This is a genomic window from Parablautia muri, from assembly GCF_009917485.1.
GTDB classification, from domain to species: domain Bacteria; phylum Bacillota; class Clostridia; order Lachnospirales; family Lachnospiraceae; genus Suilimivivens; species Suilimivivens muri.
In genome coordinates, this window is the sequence record NZ_QZDT01000006.1 from 1 (window position 1) to 14,621 (window position 14,621).

Consider the following 14,621-nt stretch of genomic DNA (forward strand, 5'->3'; position numbering starts at 1 on the left):
TGCTATTTTATTGCCAGTTTTTATTGAATTTTCAAGGTGCATAGGCACTTATTCAAGTGCGAAGTTTGAGTATATTATCTTAACTGCCCATTGAACCAGCAAAATTACAATGGCAGCATACATATAAACCTCAATCCGTATCTCTTTTTCCTGAATTGTGCCACTTACATGGCTGCGGTAAAAATAAAACACCATAAAGTGCAAATACGCCAACACGCCATAAAGCACCGTTGGATTAAGCTGAAAGCTTTTTATCAGATTTCCCTGAAACAGATAATAAAATGCTCTGGTCCCGCCGCAGCCCGGACATGGCAAGCCGCATGTTCTGCGAATAAAGCACCCCATCCATTCCCCCATATATTCATATCCGCTATGTGAAAACCAGATGCCTGCCATACAAAATGGCAGCCAGGCTATCTTTCCAATCTGATAAAGAACTTCATCCACACGATACTTTCTGTTGCTTTCCAGCTTAATAAATCCCATTTGTAAGCTGTTCAATCATATCATAATAAGCGGACGAACTGCCTATGATCATAGCAAAAATAACAAATACTAAAGCAAGGCCGCCTGTAATGATACCCGCAATAGCCATTCCTTTGCCATCATATTTAAAGCAAAGCGTAATAATGCCAAGTACAATTGCCGCAATACCAAGCACTGCGCTGAAAAGGCCAAGACAGCAGCAAACCAACGAAATAATACCGCATACCAAAGACGCAATCGCAAAGCCAATGTTTCCGCCGCCCTGTTTTCCCTCGTCCAATCCCCCAGTATAGTATTGGGATGCCTGTGAATCATAATAAGAACTGCCTCCATTATCATTGCTATAATAGCCGGACGACTGCCCTGTTCCATAATTGATTTTTATTTCTTCCTGATAAGGAGACGCGGGTTTTTCTTCCTCCGCATCCGTTATTCTCTCATAAGCAGGCACAGTGTTTTCCTCTGAGGCACTTTCGCCGGAAAAAGCTCCCTCTGTCCGGAGAGCATCGTTTTCATCCTGCGAAGAAGGCTGTTCTAATTTTGCACCGCAATTGCTGCAAAATTTGGAAGTAGCCGCATTCCCCTTTCCACATTGTGTACAATAAATCATCTTACTTTCTCCACTCATTTTATTCCTCCAACCATCATTCCCTGTCTATCAGGGTATTATCATAAATCAAGTAACTGCATACTTGACGCAGTGCGTAACATAATGGGTTAAAGCTTTTCATTATCTTTTTATATCTTATCCTTCTCTATTGTAAATTAAGAATCCATAAATGTCTATAAAAATTTATTTACCCACACGGAAATCAATTTTCAAAGATACTTTTCACACATTGACCAGGGGATGCTTGCACTGTGTATCATATCTAAGTTTTGATAGATTTAAGAAAGGGGTTCTCCACTGCCCATCCATAAGAAAAGCCCGCAAGCGTTAGTTTTACGGTGATAAAGAAGTATGGAAACTAACTTATCATCAATGCTGACAAACAGGGGGCAAACAAGAGCAGAAAATACATTACTTTCATTAGTGGTGGGTTCTCTGATCTTCTGTTATGTAATAAAATGCTATTTTTGAAATCTGGCATATATAATCTTACTATAATAGGAAGCAGATAGAAATGGTACACAATTATGAATTTTCATTTGTCACTTCTATTTTTTCGACAGAGCAATATTTTTGTGTTATAATTGTTATAATACTCAAAGAGGAGGAACGTTAATGTTCAATCTTAGTTTAACCGCTTGTAGCTTTCATTTACGAAAAACCAACTCGAAGGGAAACACAAAAATTTATAGTCTGAATATGCCTTTAACCCTGCAAAAAGATGACGGAGCAGAAGAAACTTTACAGGATTTATCAGAAATATTTGTTCAATTTTTTGAAAAACATAAAACTCTTGTTAAAGATGATGTCAAGCAACAATCATTTAGATGTGAATATAATAAAGAGAATTATTTAGAAACTACTGATTTCCGTATGTTCTATACAAAAATTTACTCTGGTATATATGGCAGTTCATCTGATATTATTGACGGAAGTACTCAAAGAATAAAATATAAAAAGAAATCATCTGATATAGATACACGACCATTCTATTTAATGGTAATTTTTCCAAAAGATAGTGAGAATGTTACGGTTCAAAAAGGCTTATTCATTTTTCAGAATGTAGGTCAATTTGGTGTAAAGACAATTACTACTACTTTAATGCAAGATTTTTTTTCTAACGAATTTATAATTACGCTAAAATGTAATACTATCTCTCCAGATTTGTTCATTAAAAAAGTTATACGGCAAGACAATATTAAGAAACTAGTAATGATTAAAAATATCAAATCAAGTGACAATTCCGATAATATAGGTAAAGGATATGGCTCAGAAGTTCGAGAAATTGGTAATTTTTATTTTAATGAAAAAATGTGGGGCCGTTTAATGGATAAAATCCGATATGTTGCAGGCGGTCGCTATAATTTATTTGAATTTGAACAGGTAGCGTATGACAATTTAAAGGTTATCGTTGACATTGGCGGTCGTACTCGGAAAATAAATTTACACAATCTTGAAAACTTGAGCATTATAGAAGCAATCCCAGATGAAATAAAAATGGCAGATGGACACCCCAATCTGTCAATGCTCCTTGAACACTTCACAAAGGTAGCAACTGAATATTTGGAGGAAATGGTGTTATATATTCGTTAGATAGGAGGAGGCGTTTTTGAATAGTATATCCATAATTTTATTTGTAATCGGAGTTGTCATTTTGATTTTTAGCCTTTCCTTAAAAATGAGCAATTTTCTTGATGTACGCAAAATTTTTTTGGAGCATTTTAGTGTATTTAAAGGGAATACACTACAACTTATAAGTATTTTTATTGTTCCTTTTTTGTTTTCTGTTGGAACTGTAAGGATACGTTGTGTAGATAGGGAAATACTGAATAACTTAAATATTGTCTTATCTATTCTTATTGCCATGTTTTTTTCTACACTTAGCATATTATGTGCATTTGAAGATAAAAATAATAAAAATTTAACTTATAGACAACTTTTAAAAGAAACATTTAATGCAACGATTTTTGAGGCAATGATATGTTTACTTCTACTTTTCATTTCCTTTATTACGCTATTTATTGGGGAATTTGAGCAATCACTTTACTTACAAATTATCAGCGGTAGTATTTACTATTTAGCGATTGTAGCCGTCTTAAATATTTTAGTAATTATAAAACGGCTTAAAGTTCTCTTTGATAATAAATAATTTTAATAATCTTACTTCTAGTCTAAATAAAAACTAGAGTGAGCAGTATCTGCTGTCTATGTTCTGTTACGCAATAGAACACCGTTTTTGAGGACAGACATACAAAACCCTTACCCCGTCATTTCAACGCCCACAAAGTCGCATAAATCAAGGACAAAATAACCTCTACTACGTAACAATCCCAATAATAAATTGAGGGCGAAAGCAGTCTACTGATTTCGCCCTCTTGACTACCCACAAGCAAAGGCGGGAAACGCTGTCAAGGGCGCAAAGCGCGAAGTTTACCCTTGACTGCTTTTCCTGTCTTTGCTACTTCCTATCGGTCAAAACAAAATTTCAATATAGCTTCAACCAATTTCGCCTTTAATCTGTCCTGTGTATCGTCATTGATATGTCCTTTATACATAGACAGGTATTTGATGTGTGCGGTGTAGTGCCGCAATACTGCGTCTACCGCTTCCGGCTCTCCGGCAACGGCTTTTTGGATTACCTCAAAAGGTATCAGCTTTTTGTTCCTCATGTTCCAATCTCTCCCATTCTTTCCGCAAATGTTTCAGCGCGACATTTCTCCGACTGTTTATTGTACTCCTGCAACGCCCATACAGTCTGCCGATTGCTTCATCACGATAGCCGACAAAATAATACAATAGCAAGGTTTCCCAACGCAATTTCGGCAATCTTGATAATGCTGTTGCTAACTGTTCATCATCAATGATAACTTCCTTTCCAAACACAAGAAATACAGTCGGTTTGTCCTGCTTTTCAAAATAGCTGTCCATAGCAGACGGTTCAAAATACCGTTCTGACATCAGATAGTCGAGGGATATTTCCCGTTCTTCTTTCCATTTCAAATCCCGCCATGCGTTGATTGCTTCATGGCGCAGGACAATCTTACAGAAAGCATGAAACGCATATTCTATATGCTCCATGAACTGTTCAGAATATCTCATTTTCTCTCACCCCCTTTCTTCCCAGTAGGGGGCTATTACAACAAAAACCCATGCAGAATATACCCGCATAGGTATTTGAGTAATATGAGTTATTAAGACATACTAAATGATATGTGTATTCATACTTATAGGCAGAATATCCCACTTTGCAAAACAGATTTTTTTTGACGAAAAATCTCCGACAATATATGAGTAATGAACAGGCATAGCAATACCTCTGCCGCCGGAAACCTGCTTTACAGAAATACAGACAACAGAAAACGGCGGCTTGGACTTTCCAAAACCGCCGTAAAGATTATCAAGGCATGAAAATAGGATTGCAACACGATGGTTTTTTTCTTTTGCCATCGTGCGGCAATTATCTGAACATATTACATCTTTTGGTTATGCTGTGAATCTCCCGCATATTGAAATTGTGGTTCGCATAAGTGAAAAGAAAAGTTTTCCCTGTCAACCAATCCTGCCACTTTATCACTGTCATATAATTCAAGCAGAAAATCCGCTACCTGTGCGCTTGTATGGTATGTGCCAAACAGTTTATCATAGTCATATTCCGCTACATCATTTGCAACTTTTCCAAACTCTGTTTTTGTTGCGGCGGGTGCTAATACCTTTGCCTGCATTTTCGCATGAGCAGTTTTTAATTCCCATGAAAGCCCCTCTGTAAAGGCACTGACATAAAATTTTGCCGCACAATATGTCACCGCATTAGGAACAATCGTATAACCGCCGCATGAAGAAACATTGATAAGCTGTGCTTTTTCAGTATTCTTGAAATCACGCACAAATAAGGACGAAAGGATAGTGAGGGCTTCCACATTCAAGTGCAACATCTGACTGATTTTCCCCAAGTCCTGATGGCTTACGCTGTCATAATCACCAAAGCCCGCATTGTTAATCCATGTCTGCAACGGATAGGATTTTACATCTTCATAAACCCCAAAAACATTTTGGGAAACAGATAAATCGGTTACTTTCAGCACAACATCAAGTGTCGGATATAAAGTCGAAATTTCCTGCCGCAACGCTTCCAGTCTGTCTTTCCTGCGGGCAATCAAAATAAGATTACTTCCGCGCTCTGCAAATACCTTTGCCGTTTCGTACCCTATGCCAGAGCTTGCCCCTGTAATGACCGTGTATCCTTTTGTGTTTTGAACCATTTACAAAACCTCCTCGTCTTTGATATAATGCAAGCATACAATGTAGAGTAAACTCTATGTCAAGAGGATAGGAAGTGATTTTTTGGAATACTCCATAGGTGAATTTTCAAGGCTGACAGATTTAGGAATACATACCCTGCGCTACTATGAACATGAGGGCTTAATTACGCCGGGGCGCAATTCCAGTAACCGCCGCTGTTATTCGGATAAAGACCTTGCATGGATTGAATTTATCAAGCGTTTGAAAGATACGGGTATGCCGATTAAGGAGATACAGCATTATGCAAAACTGCGGGCGGCGGGAGATCCCACTCTGCGTGAGAGAATGGAAATGCTGACTGCACATAGGGAAGCCCTAAATGAGCAGATAAGACAGTTACAGAAACACCTGACAAAACTGGACGACAAAATTGACTTTTACCGACAGGAGATAGACCGCACATCAAAAAATAATTAGGACGCAATAATACGCCTGTTTTCTTTCTGAAAAGATTGGAAACAGGCGTAAATTTTTATGGTTTTGTTTGGCATTTCCCAAACTTGCCCGTATTAAGAAACAAGGAAAACTTTTTGAAGAATTTCTCTCAAAACTCCGTCAAAAATGCCCTGTGTGGTGTTGTATGAATATTCTAACGCTTTGGAGCCACCGTTTTATCGCTTGAGAGCCATTTGATTTTGGTATTCTAATGCTTGAGAGCCACCACAACATCTAGTGGTCTTTGATATTTGATTTTATATAGGATCTCCTATAGATTTTGATAGAAAGCCTAGTGCTTTTAATAAATCTATAGGAGGTCTTTTATTATGTACAAAAAGACGAAACCCAGAAGCGTGATGGAGCTTCTAAACAAAAATCTAAGCGAAAGGGAGGTGGCGGCAATACTTGGATGCTCAAGAAACACAGTTTCTGAAATTAAGGAACTTTGCAGACAGCAGGGCATGACTTGGGATGACATTCAGGATATGACAGATGACGGGTTGTACGATATCTTATATCCTAAGAAATTCAAGCGGACAACAAACTATGTGCCTGTCAATTATGCATACGTACATTCAGAACTCAAGAAAACTGGAGTGACTATGAAACTGCTGTGGGAAGAGTATCGGGACAAATGCGTGAGCGAGGGCAGGGAATACTGTGCGTATCCTATATTTACTGTCAATTATTACAAATACACTGGCGAGAAGAATTATACCAGCCATATACAGCACAAGCCGGGAGTCGAGGTAGAGGTGGATTGGTCTGGTCCTACAATGTCATATGTGGACGTGGATACCGGAGAAATAATCATAACCACATATCTGTTTGTCGCCACACTGCCATACAGCCAGTATGGGTATGTGGAAGCCACTACGGATATGAAAGAAAAGGCGTGGCTTGAAGTCATGTGCATATGTTTGAATTCTTCGAAGGCACTCCTGTGAAGATTGTCTGCGACAACTTGAAAACTGGTGTTGTGTCCCATCCTAAGAAGGGCGAGATAATCCTCAATGATGCATATTTGGCATTAGGGGAGTATTACGTGACCGCCATCATGCCTACAGGCATTAAAAAGCCCAAGCAGAAAGCCAGCGTAGAAGGTTCCGCAGGCAAGATTGCAACGGCTGTTATAGCAAAGCTTAGGAATGAGATATTTACATCACTTGAATCGCTAAACTCAGCTATTCGCAAGGCTGTAAAGGAGTACAATGACAGACCGTTCCAGAAAAGAGATGGAAGCAGGAGCACTGTTTTCAATACGCAGGAAAAGGCTTATCTGAGAGCCCTGCCGTCAGTCCCTTACGAGGTGTGTGAATGGTCTTACGGACATAAGGTGGGCAGGAACTCCCATATAAGCTTTAACAAGGGTCAATACTCTGTTCCCAGCAGATATATTGGTTGTAAGGTTGATGTCAAATACAACTCCCACCTTGTCTTTGTCTATTATAACAGAAGCGAAATTGCAGGACATGAAATTCTTCCCAAGGGCATAGTAAACGGTGTCAGGACAGATGAATCCCATCTTCCGTTTCCGCTTAAGAAGAATAAGCAGGCTGAAGACCTGATTGACGCAGCCAGAGAAATCGGGCCGAATGCTTTTGAGTTGATCCGAAGGATGTATGACGAGGCAAAAGTAACGGAGCAGCCCACGCAGACGGTTGTGGCTATTCTCGCAATTGCTGACACCTTTATGCCGGACATCTTAGAAGCCGCTTGTAAAAAAAGCTTAAAGCAGTATCATATGCCTTTTTACAAAACGGTATACAAGGCTGCTGAGAATCTAAATCATCAAAAAGAGCTTGAAAAATTCAAAGAAACAAATAAAACAACCGGCATCGTAAGAGGTGCCGATTACTATGGATAGGAGGAAATATCATTATGAAATTTGAGTTAAAAAAACCCTTACAAAACACGAGCTGGGTGATTTGGCCAGACTGGTGGAAAACCAGGAAAGCGATATCGCATTGGCAGATTTGAGCTTTGATGCAAGATTGGAACAACTGCTTGAGGAATTGATTTGTGAAAGAGAAAACAAGCTTATTAACAGGCTGATATGATAAAGACTGCCTCATTCAAGTATCCAATGGCAAGCATTGAGTCTCTGGATTTTGACGCAAGACAAGTCAAGAAGAACACGATAATCAATCTTGCCGCAATGGGATTTGTGACTACAGCAACAAACCTTATAATCACAGGTCCGACCGGTGCTGGCAAAACCTATCTTTCATGTGCGTTGGGAATTGAGGCATGCAAAAAAACTTACAGGGTTTTCTACATCCGAATGCCTGATTTAATGCGCAATTTTGAGGACAGGAGGGATGACCTTAAAGAGTTGACCCGTTACAGGAAGATATTGGGCAACTACAACCTCCTCATAATCGATGAGTGGCTGAACTACAAGCTTAACGAGAGAGATGCAAAGATGCTCTATGAATTGTTTGAGCAGAGAAGTGGAAACAATTCTACTATCTTTGTCGGACAATTTCCTGTGTCAGAATGGCATGACAGGCTGGGAGGCGGAACACAGGCTGATTCTATAATGGACAGGATTGTTCATAACGCATATGAGATTCCGAGCAGCGAAACGAATCTCAGGAAGATATACGATTCCAAAAAGCTTGCTAATCTTAAGGCCGAGATTGAGAAATAGACACTTGTAAGACCTGTAAAAAAAGTTGGAGCTGTGAGCTCATGCTCATGGCTCCATTACTATATCTTGTGTTTGTGATGGCTCTCAAGTGTTACGAGGTGGCTCTCAAGCGATAAAACGGTGGCTCCGAGGCGTTAGAATATTCACTGAATTATAACATGGACTATTTTTTTCGACAACTTATATTAAAATTTTTATTTTCTATTTTATCTCAAACATCTCCCAACTGAAATCCTTTATGAATTGTGTAAAATTGTAATTTGGGAGGTGCTATACGGGTGCTACTTGGGTGCTACGAACTCAAATTATCCTGAATTATCTTGAACACCATAAACATGAAAAACCCTAGAACTCGCGCGGCTTTAGGCCATTCTCCCTTTTCGTCATGATGGGAGCTCAAAATGCAACTCTGTCGCACCAACCATCAATTTTCAGCAAAATCACTCCGATATTGTATTCGAAAAACGCCACAATTCAAACGAATCATGGCGTTTATCTGTCTTTGTCTTCTGTTTTTGTAATTTCTAGTTCAAATCAATCAAAATTTCCCAGCCTTCGCCGCTTCCTCGATCGAAACTGTCAGCCTTGATTTTATAGGGTTTTAAGGACTATTTGTGTGCTACTTGTGTGTAACGCACCTAAATTTTTATCTATTTTTGAACACTTACAGACACTTCCTTTTTCTCTGCTCAAGCATAATTTCTACCTGTCTTTTATGCTTTTCATACTCTGCCTGTAATTCTGCCCTGCGTAAAGCAATATACTCAACCGTAGAAGTAAACCCATGCTCATTGAATTTATTGATACTGTTTCTGTATGCCCCGGCTTCCACAATATCAAATTTTTCCAATAATTCACGCTTTGCCTTGCCTGTCCGTAACCGCCGCAGTCCTTTTTCCTTTATCTGGCGTATTCTATCTATGGTTATGCCCTGCTCTCTGGCTACCGCTGCCATTGTCCGATTATTTATGAATATCTCCCTTATTATATTATTCTCTCTATTGCTTGTAAAATGTTCCACAATGCCCCATAATTGGCTTTTAGAGTGTTCGGCATACATTTTATCTATTGTTTCATCTTCAAGGCTAAAATCGGCTTGTATGGTATCGGAAAGTGTCAAACTGTAATCGTCTGCTAAAGGGGTATCTAAACTGGCTACCCCTTGCATCTGTATTTTCAATTCCGGCAGCAGTCCTACAGGTACACGCATTTTATCAGCTATTTCATTATCTGTCGGCATTCTGCCTAATTCCTGTTCTAACTCCTGTACAGTTTTCTTGTAACGTGCTATTTTCTGCCTTGTGTGGCTCGGTATTCGCACCGTAGAGCCGCATTTTTCAAGATACCGCTGTACTGACTGCCTTATCCAGTATTCCGCATAAGTCATAAACCGCACATTTGCAGACGTTTCATAATGCTGTACCGCTTCCCACAATCCAAAATAGGATTCCTGCACTAAGTCCTCCATAGGCTCATAGGCGGCATATGGTTTTATGAATTTCTTAATCAATGGCAGATTGCTTTCATACAATAATTGCATATAATCCGTTACAGAATAACCGTTCCTAATTTCAGAAACAATTTGCTCATTCGTCATTACAACGCACCTACCCCTTTGCTATAATTTGAGTAGATGCAGGATATAAAGAGAAGTCAGCCCACAAAAGCAACGACTTCTCTTTTATTTTATCACAAAACCGCCTTTTTGCATATTTTAAAAATATTTTGAATGGCAACAGGACTAAGCCTTTTTGAAAATGCCCGGCAGAAAAAGACGCTAACTACCCCTATGCAGCGTTTCCCTATAAAACCCCCACCGCATGATATTTAGAACAAAAACAAAAGGCAGCAGTCCATTATGAACCCTGCCTAAACAATCCTTATTCTGCTTTCAATTCTCTCTTATATTTATAGAATGTATTTCTTGCAAGCCCTATCAGCTTCATGCAATCCGCATCTGACAATGCTCCATTAAAATCCTTGCTATGCTTCTGTATCTGCTTTTTTGCTTCAATAGATTTCTTTGTTGTCAGCTTTGCCCCCTGCTTCTGTCCGATCTGCTTACCGTTTAATCTCGCTGTTTCTATGCCCTCTTTTGTTCTCTGGTGCAAGTCCTGTACTTCTTTCTCCGACTGTTCAAAAGCAAGCCGTATCTGTTCCTTTGCAAGCGACATAAGGTATTTATTCACACCCTCTAAGATAAAGTCAACATTTGTTCCAGTCATTGATATATTGCTCTCTAATGCTTTCTTATATGTGCTTGTGTTGATATGCGGCTCTTTCAGAAATACAAGCTCTATGCCCTTATTATATAATTCCTCATACAGACAAAAACCCTCATCCGCATTCCTACTCATTCGTGATACACTATCAAAAATAATGGTATCTCCTGCTTTGGCTTTCTTATACAGTTTATTCCATTCTGGTCTGTCCTGCTTTGTTCCTGTATATACTTCCTGTATTATCACAGCCTTATCATAACTGCCCTTGATATTTCTAATCTGCCTGTCAATACTCTGCTGTTTTGTACTTATTCGGCAATATCCATACGTACACATAAACAATGCCCTCTCTTTCAGTATCACTTCTATCGTTCGTCTTTTTTGATACTTCTATTTTACTTCTTATTATTGTTGTTGTCAATAACTTTTAATACTTTTTTATCATACATTACTTTTGATACTAAACAGACATAGAAACAATACTTTATTTTGATATTGACATATAGTACTATATATGATACTATAGTGTGGGAAAGGAGATAATCACAGTGCCAAACGTAAAAAAGCTAATTGAAAAAATGAAGCAACAGCCAAATGGAATGCGGCCAGAAGAAATAGACAAAGTTTTAGCAGCATACGGCTATATTCCGGCAAGACAAAAAGGAAGCCATAAGCATTATCTGAATAAAGAAACTGGGGATTTGATAACAATAAAACAAGAAAATCCATTAAAAAAGGCTTATGTCGTAGATGTTCTGAATAGGATAGGGGAATAATCCCCTTATCCTGGCATAGCATAACAAGCAGAAAGGAGCAGGAAAGCATGGAAGTTAAAGATTATATGAAATTGCCCTATACAAGATTAGTACAGGAAATGAACGATGAAAGCGGACACTATTTCTATGGCAGAATTTTGGAACTTGACGGATGCCAAAGCACCAGTGATACACTTGAAGAATTGTATGAAAGCCTTAATGAAGCAATGGAAGGATATATCGAAACAAAAATAGAAAACAATCTCTCTATACCAATTCCAGAAACACCAAACAATTACAGCGGTAAGTTTGTTGTAAGGCTTCCAAAATCTTTGCATCAAAGATTAGCCATTGAAGCAGAAAAAGAGGGTGTAAGTCTTAATCAGTTAGCATTATACAAGTTGGCGCTTTAATATATGATACGCACAAGGCAGGGAATCATCAACGCCCTGCCTTTGCTTATATCCTTTTAAATAATTTCCGTTAATGTAAACCGTTAGGAAAGTAATAAACTGCTGCCCTCTGTGGCTCTACAGGCTTGAAATACTCGTCCGGGTTTTCTCCGGCTTCTATCAATTCCTTTCTGCATTGCTCTATCCGCTGTAAAAGTTCTTCCCGGCTCTCACCGGTTATCGCCATCACATCATCTAAAGAGAAATACTCATGCTCATTAAATGCGGATGCAAGGCTCATCCTCAAACCGCTGTAGATAGCTTCTAATGACAAATCATAGTTCTGTATGCCATCATCTATAATCGGTTCTAATTCTGCTCTGGTAACGCCGTATTTGCCATAATTCGCAAGCAGATTGTTTATAAGTGTGTCCTTATCCATAATGTGATCTACCTCCATTTTCCGCTTGCATAGTCGCTAATAATTTCACGCCTTGCCCGCTCGTTCCCTGTTCTTTTTGCCGATTTTACAGCCATTTCTTCCGCTGTCAGTGTTTGGCGGTCTTTATGTTCCTGCTGCCTTCGCGCTGTACCATTCTTATTATCCATAATCCTCCCCCTATACTGCTATTGCTCGCCCATCTATAGGAATAAACTTTTGCGGTGTCCGTCCAATCAGCGTTACTTGATATGACGTTCTACTTGTCCGTATCACTTGTAAATCAATAAATTCTCCTATCCGGTATTCTTCCGGCATTGATACCATCAGCCGCCCCTGCTCGTCACTATTTAGCCATAATTGAAAAATTAAGTGTTTATCTTCAATATCTAAAATCCGATGCGCCTTAATTCCGTTCTGATTGCGTAAAGCCGTTGTTGTCTGAATATGTTTGTATTCCATAATATTTTACCTCCCTACCTAATCGAAAATGGTTTATTTTTGAATGTGTTTTCAGTCAACCGCCTATTGTGTAGCTTTGCCTGTTCGTCCTGCTCCTTGTGGTATCTCTCCCGGTACTGCTGGTATAATTCCGGGGATTCTTTAGCAAATTGTGATAACTCCTGCATAACTCCCCTTTTGCCGCTGTCTGATTTTTTCTTGAATTGTGCATAGGTCATAGTTTCGTTTCCCTCCTGTTTCATTTCCGCAATATCCTGTCTTGTGATTCGTCCGAGCATATAATCTTTTTCAAGATTGAATACCGCCGTCCTTTCTGAATCGCTTAATGAATTTATGGCTTGTTCCCGTTCCCGGCTTCCTTGCGGCGTGCTAAATACTTTATTGTGTAGTTCTGCTATTCGTGCGTTCATATTGATACCTCATTCTTTCTTTATGATAATTTTTATTGTTACCTCAAAATCACTTATCCGGCAGATATGCAATCGGATAGCCTTTCACTTCCAATCCGTAAAACCGCTTCAAATCGTCTGACATACGCCTTTTCAATAATGACATTTCGGGATAAATTCTTCTAAGCGTTGCACGCACTATGTATAAGGAAATATTGTATTTCTCACATATCATAGTGCAGATTTCTGTTTCAAGAACATATCCCTGCTGCCTAACCACGCTTAAAACCTCATTTCGCAGGATTTCTTCAACATACACTTTAAAATTCATTTTCTCCCTCCCCATAATCTAATTTCATTCCCAATTTTGGTAAATCCTCACCCTGTTTCTTTGTAGCATCACCCAGTTTAGGCAGTTCCGCAGCAGTCAGAATACGCTTTGTCTCTTTGTTTGGTATGCTTTCTTCAATGCTGATAGCATCTTTATAAGACAACCAATTTTTCATTAAGAAAATGCCGCTTGGAGGGCTTATTTTACCGCCTAACATGGCTTGCTCGATAAATGCCCCTATAAACGCTTTTGCCGATTGTATCAACTCTTGACACATCTCACTGCATCCTGTTCCGTTATTCCAGTTAAAAAGTGTTGTCCTGCTGATATGCAATGCCATACAGAGAGATTCAATGCCAGGACGAATACTTGATTGCTGGCAGAATGAAAAATACTCGTCAATCCTCTGTTTGATTTCCTCGTCCGTTTCCGGCTTTCCTCTGTCGTGCAATTGCTTCAATGATGTGACAAGTTCCTGCACCGTTGACGGTTCCATATCGTCAACCTGTCCTTGTGGATAACTGTTTCTTCCCATATTTTTACCTCTTTTCCGCTGATTTTCAGCTAATTATTTTTCTTTTTATGATGTTAAGATTGTGCGCTGTACCTAGTCTTTCACGCCCTCCTGCGGTTATAGTAAGCGTGTATCTTCTTATGACACGAACCGCAAAGAGTACAAAGGTCTGTCAGCACATTCTCATTGCCTAATCTAGCATAAGTGATATGATGCACCTGTACGCTCCTAATCCTGCTTATCGGTCTGCCGCACATCACACAACCGCCATCTATGGCTATTCGCTCCTGTTTCTTGGCTTCCCATTTATCACTACGCATATAATCCTTATACTGCTGTGTCTGCATTTTTCATCATCTCCTTATAAATCCGTTCCAGTTCATCAATGACCGCCAATAATAACGCAATCGCAAATTTGTGATTATCATACTTCTTTGCTATCTGTCCGCTTTCATCAACTACCGCTTCCCAGTACGCATCATCTGTCTGTACCTTTGAATATTTTTTGTGGAAATTCCAAACATCTTGATAAAGCCCCCAATATTCGTTTTTAAATGAATCTCTCCTAATATTCTCCTGTATCATATCAATATCTTTGTTCGTCACTATTGACCTCCATTTCTGAAATACC

At 39.1% G+C, this 14,621-nt stretch carries 24 protein-coding genes; 9 read left to right on the forward strand and 15 right to left on the reverse strand.

Annotated features, from left to right (window positions below; translation table 11 throughout):
* Positions 1-48: 48 nt before the first annotated feature.
* Both D5281_RS05565 and D5281_RS05570 read right to left on the reverse strand, forming a co-directional pair.
* Positions 49-486, reverse strand: a complete 438-nt coding sequence (locus D5281_RS05565) for a DUF2752 domain-containing protein (RefSeq protein WP_277935198.1) — start codon at positions 484-486, stop codon at positions 49-51.
* Positions 473-1,114, reverse strand: coding sequence for a DUF4190 domain-containing protein (locus tag D5281_RS05570; RefSeq protein WP_277935199.1), 642 nt, complete (start codon positions 1,112-1,114; stop codon positions 473-475). The genes D5281_RS05565 and D5281_RS05570 overlap by 14 nt, the downstream gene beginning before the upstream one ends.
* 597 nt (positions 1,115-1,711) lie before the next feature.
* Here D5281_RS05570 and D5281_RS05575 point away from each other — a divergent pair.
* Both D5281_RS05575 and D5281_RS05580 read left to right on the forward strand, forming a co-directional pair.
* Positions 1,712-2,689 (forward strand): hypothetical protein, encoded by a 978-nt coding sequence (locus tag D5281_RS05575; RefSeq protein WP_277935200.1) that lies wholly within the window; start codon positions 1,712-1,714, stop codon positions 2,687-2,689.
* Between the two features lie 16 nt (positions 2,690-2,705).
* Positions 2,706-3,245, forward strand: a complete 540-nt coding sequence (locus tag D5281_RS05580; protein ID WP_160559156.1) for a hypothetical protein — start codon at positions 2,706-2,708, stop codon at positions 3,243-3,245.
* Between the two features lie 316 nt (positions 3,246-3,561).
* Here the strand turns inward: D5281_RS05580 and D5281_RS05585 are convergent, their stop codons facing one another.
* The 3 genes from D5281_RS05585 to D5281_RS05595 all read right to left on the reverse strand — a co-directional run bounded on the left by D5281_RS05585 (position 3,562) and on the right by D5281_RS05595 (position 5,355).
* The gene (locus D5281_RS05585) at positions 3,562-3,765 is read right to left on the reverse strand and encodes a helix-turn-helix domain-containing protein (protein ID WP_160559157.1); all 204 of its coding nucleotides are present in this window, start codon (positions 3,763-3,765) and stop codon (positions 3,562-3,564) included.
* Entirely contained in the window at positions 3,737-4,195 is a 459-nt protein-coding gene (locus tag D5281_RS05590) for an RNA polymerase sigma factor (RefSeq protein ID WP_160559158.1), read from the reverse strand. Before D5281_RS05590 ends, D5281_RS05585 begins: the two co-directional genes overlap by 29 nt.
* A 371-nt stretch (positions 4,196-4,566) precedes the next feature.
* Positions 4,567-5,355, reverse strand: a complete 789-nt coding sequence (locus tag D5281_RS05595) for an SDR family NAD(P)-dependent oxidoreductase (RefSeq protein ID WP_160559159.1) — start codon at positions 5,353-5,355, stop codon at positions 4,567-4,569.
* Between the two features lie 82 nt (positions 5,356-5,437).
* On the opposite strand from D5281_RS05595, the gene D5281_RS05600 reads away from it, so the two are divergent.
* The 5 genes from D5281_RS05600 (at position 5,438) to D5281_RS05615 (ending at position 8,486) form a co-directional block, all read left to right on the forward strand.
* Positions 5,438-5,812, forward strand: a complete 375-nt coding sequence (locus tag D5281_RS05600) for a MerR family transcriptional regulator (RefSeq protein WP_160559160.1) — start codon at positions 5,438-5,440, stop codon at positions 5,810-5,812.
* 347 nt (positions 5,813-6,159) lie between these two features.
* Entirely contained in the window at positions 6,160-6,780 is a 621-nt protein-coding gene (locus D5281_RS05605; protein ID WP_160559161.1) for a hypothetical protein, read from the forward strand.
* Positions 6,750-7,700, forward strand: a complete 951-nt coding sequence (locus D5281_RS05610) for a Mu transposase domain-containing protein (RefSeq protein ID WP_160559162.1) — start codon at positions 6,750-6,752, stop codon at positions 7,698-7,700. The genes D5281_RS05605 and D5281_RS05610 overlap by 31 nt, the downstream gene beginning before the upstream one ends.
* A 61-nt stretch (positions 7,701-7,761) precedes the next feature.
* On the forward strand, positions 7,762-7,893 hold the full coding sequence (locus tag D5281_RS25475) for a hypothetical protein (protein WP_277935201.1): 132 nt from the start codon (positions 7,762-7,764) through the stop codon (positions 7,891-7,893).
* Positions 7,890-8,486 (forward strand): ATP-binding protein, encoded by a 597-nt coding sequence (locus D5281_RS05615; protein ID WP_160559163.1) that lies wholly within the window; start codon positions 7,890-7,892, stop codon positions 8,484-8,486. The genes D5281_RS25475 and D5281_RS05615 overlap by 4 nt, the downstream gene beginning before the upstream one ends.
* 664 nt (positions 8,487-9,150) lie before the next feature.
* Here the strand turns inward: D5281_RS05615 and D5281_RS05620 are convergent.
* Entirely contained in the window at positions 9,151-10,083 is a 933-nt protein-coding gene (locus tag D5281_RS05620; RefSeq protein WP_160559164.1) for a sigma-70 family RNA polymerase sigma factor, read from the reverse strand.
* 283 nt (positions 10,084-10,366) lie between these two features.
* Positions 10,367-11,044 (reverse strand): recombinase family protein, encoded by a 678-nt coding sequence (locus D5281_RS05625; protein WP_160559165.1) that lies wholly within the window; start codon positions 11,042-11,044, stop codon positions 10,367-10,369.
* Positions 11,045-11,256: 212 nt separating this feature from the next.
* Between D5281_RS05625 and D5281_RS05630 the strand changes: the two genes are divergently transcribed.
* Positions 11,257-11,484 (forward strand): type II toxin-antitoxin system HicA family toxin, encoded by a 228-nt coding sequence (locus D5281_RS05630; protein ID WP_121705144.1) that lies wholly within the window; start codon positions 11,257-11,259, stop codon positions 11,482-11,484.
* Between the two features lie 47 nt (positions 11,485-11,531).
* Positions 11,532-11,876: a type II toxin-antitoxin system HicB family antitoxin gene (locus D5281_RS05635; RefSeq protein WP_121705145.1), complete on the forward strand. Its 345-nt coding sequence runs from the start codon at positions 11,532-11,534 to the stop codon at positions 11,874-11,876.
* A gap of 70 nt (positions 11,877-11,946) precedes the next feature.
* On the opposite strand, the gene D5281_RS05640 is transcribed toward D5281_RS05635, so the two are convergent.
* From D5281_RS05640 to D5281_RS05675, 8 genes are all read right to left on the reverse strand, one after another.
* Entirely contained in the window at positions 11,947-12,297 is a 351-nt protein-coding gene (locus tag D5281_RS05640; RefSeq protein WP_160559166.1) for a hypothetical protein, read from the reverse strand.
* 8 nt (positions 12,298-12,305) lie between these two features.
* On the reverse strand, positions 12,306-12,464 hold the full coding sequence (locus tag D5281_RS05645; protein WP_160559167.1) for a hypothetical protein: 159 nt from the start codon (positions 12,462-12,464) through the stop codon (positions 12,306-12,308).
* 10 nt (positions 12,465-12,474) lie between these two features.
* Positions 12,475-12,756: a hypothetical protein gene (locus D5281_RS05650; RefSeq protein ID WP_160559168.1), complete on the reverse strand. Its 282-nt coding sequence runs from the start codon at positions 12,754-12,756 to the stop codon at positions 12,475-12,477.
* Positions 12,757-12,770: 14 nt separating this feature from the next.
* Positions 12,771-13,166 carry a hypothetical protein gene (locus D5281_RS05655; protein ID WP_160559169.1) on the reverse strand — a complete coding sequence of 132 codons (396 nt, stop codon included), beginning with the start codon at positions 13,164-13,166 and terminating at the stop codon, positions 12,771-12,773.
* A gap of 49 nt (positions 13,167-13,215) precedes the next feature.
* Complete coding sequence (locus D5281_RS05660; protein ID WP_160559170.1) at positions 13,216-13,476, reverse strand: hypothetical protein; 261 nt, start codon at positions 13,474-13,476, stop codon at positions 13,216-13,218.
* A complete protein-coding gene (locus D5281_RS05665; RefSeq protein WP_160559171.1) occupies positions 13,466-14,011 on the reverse strand; it encodes a hypothetical protein in 546 nt (181 codons plus the stop codon). The genes D5281_RS05660 and D5281_RS05665 overlap by 11 nt, the downstream gene beginning before the upstream one ends.
* 80 nt (positions 14,012-14,091) lie before the next feature.
* Positions 14,092-14,337 carry an HNH endonuclease signature motif containing protein gene (locus tag D5281_RS05670; protein ID WP_160559172.1) on the reverse strand — a complete coding sequence of 82 codons (246 nt, stop codon included), beginning with the start codon at positions 14,335-14,337 and terminating at the stop codon, positions 14,092-14,094.
* On the reverse strand, positions 14,318-14,596 hold the full coding sequence (locus D5281_RS05675; protein WP_160559173.1) for a hypothetical protein: 279 nt from the start codon (positions 14,594-14,596) through the stop codon (positions 14,318-14,320). The genes D5281_RS05670 and D5281_RS05675 overlap by 20 nt, the downstream gene beginning before the upstream one ends.
* Positions 14,597-14,621 lie beyond the last annotated feature (25 nt).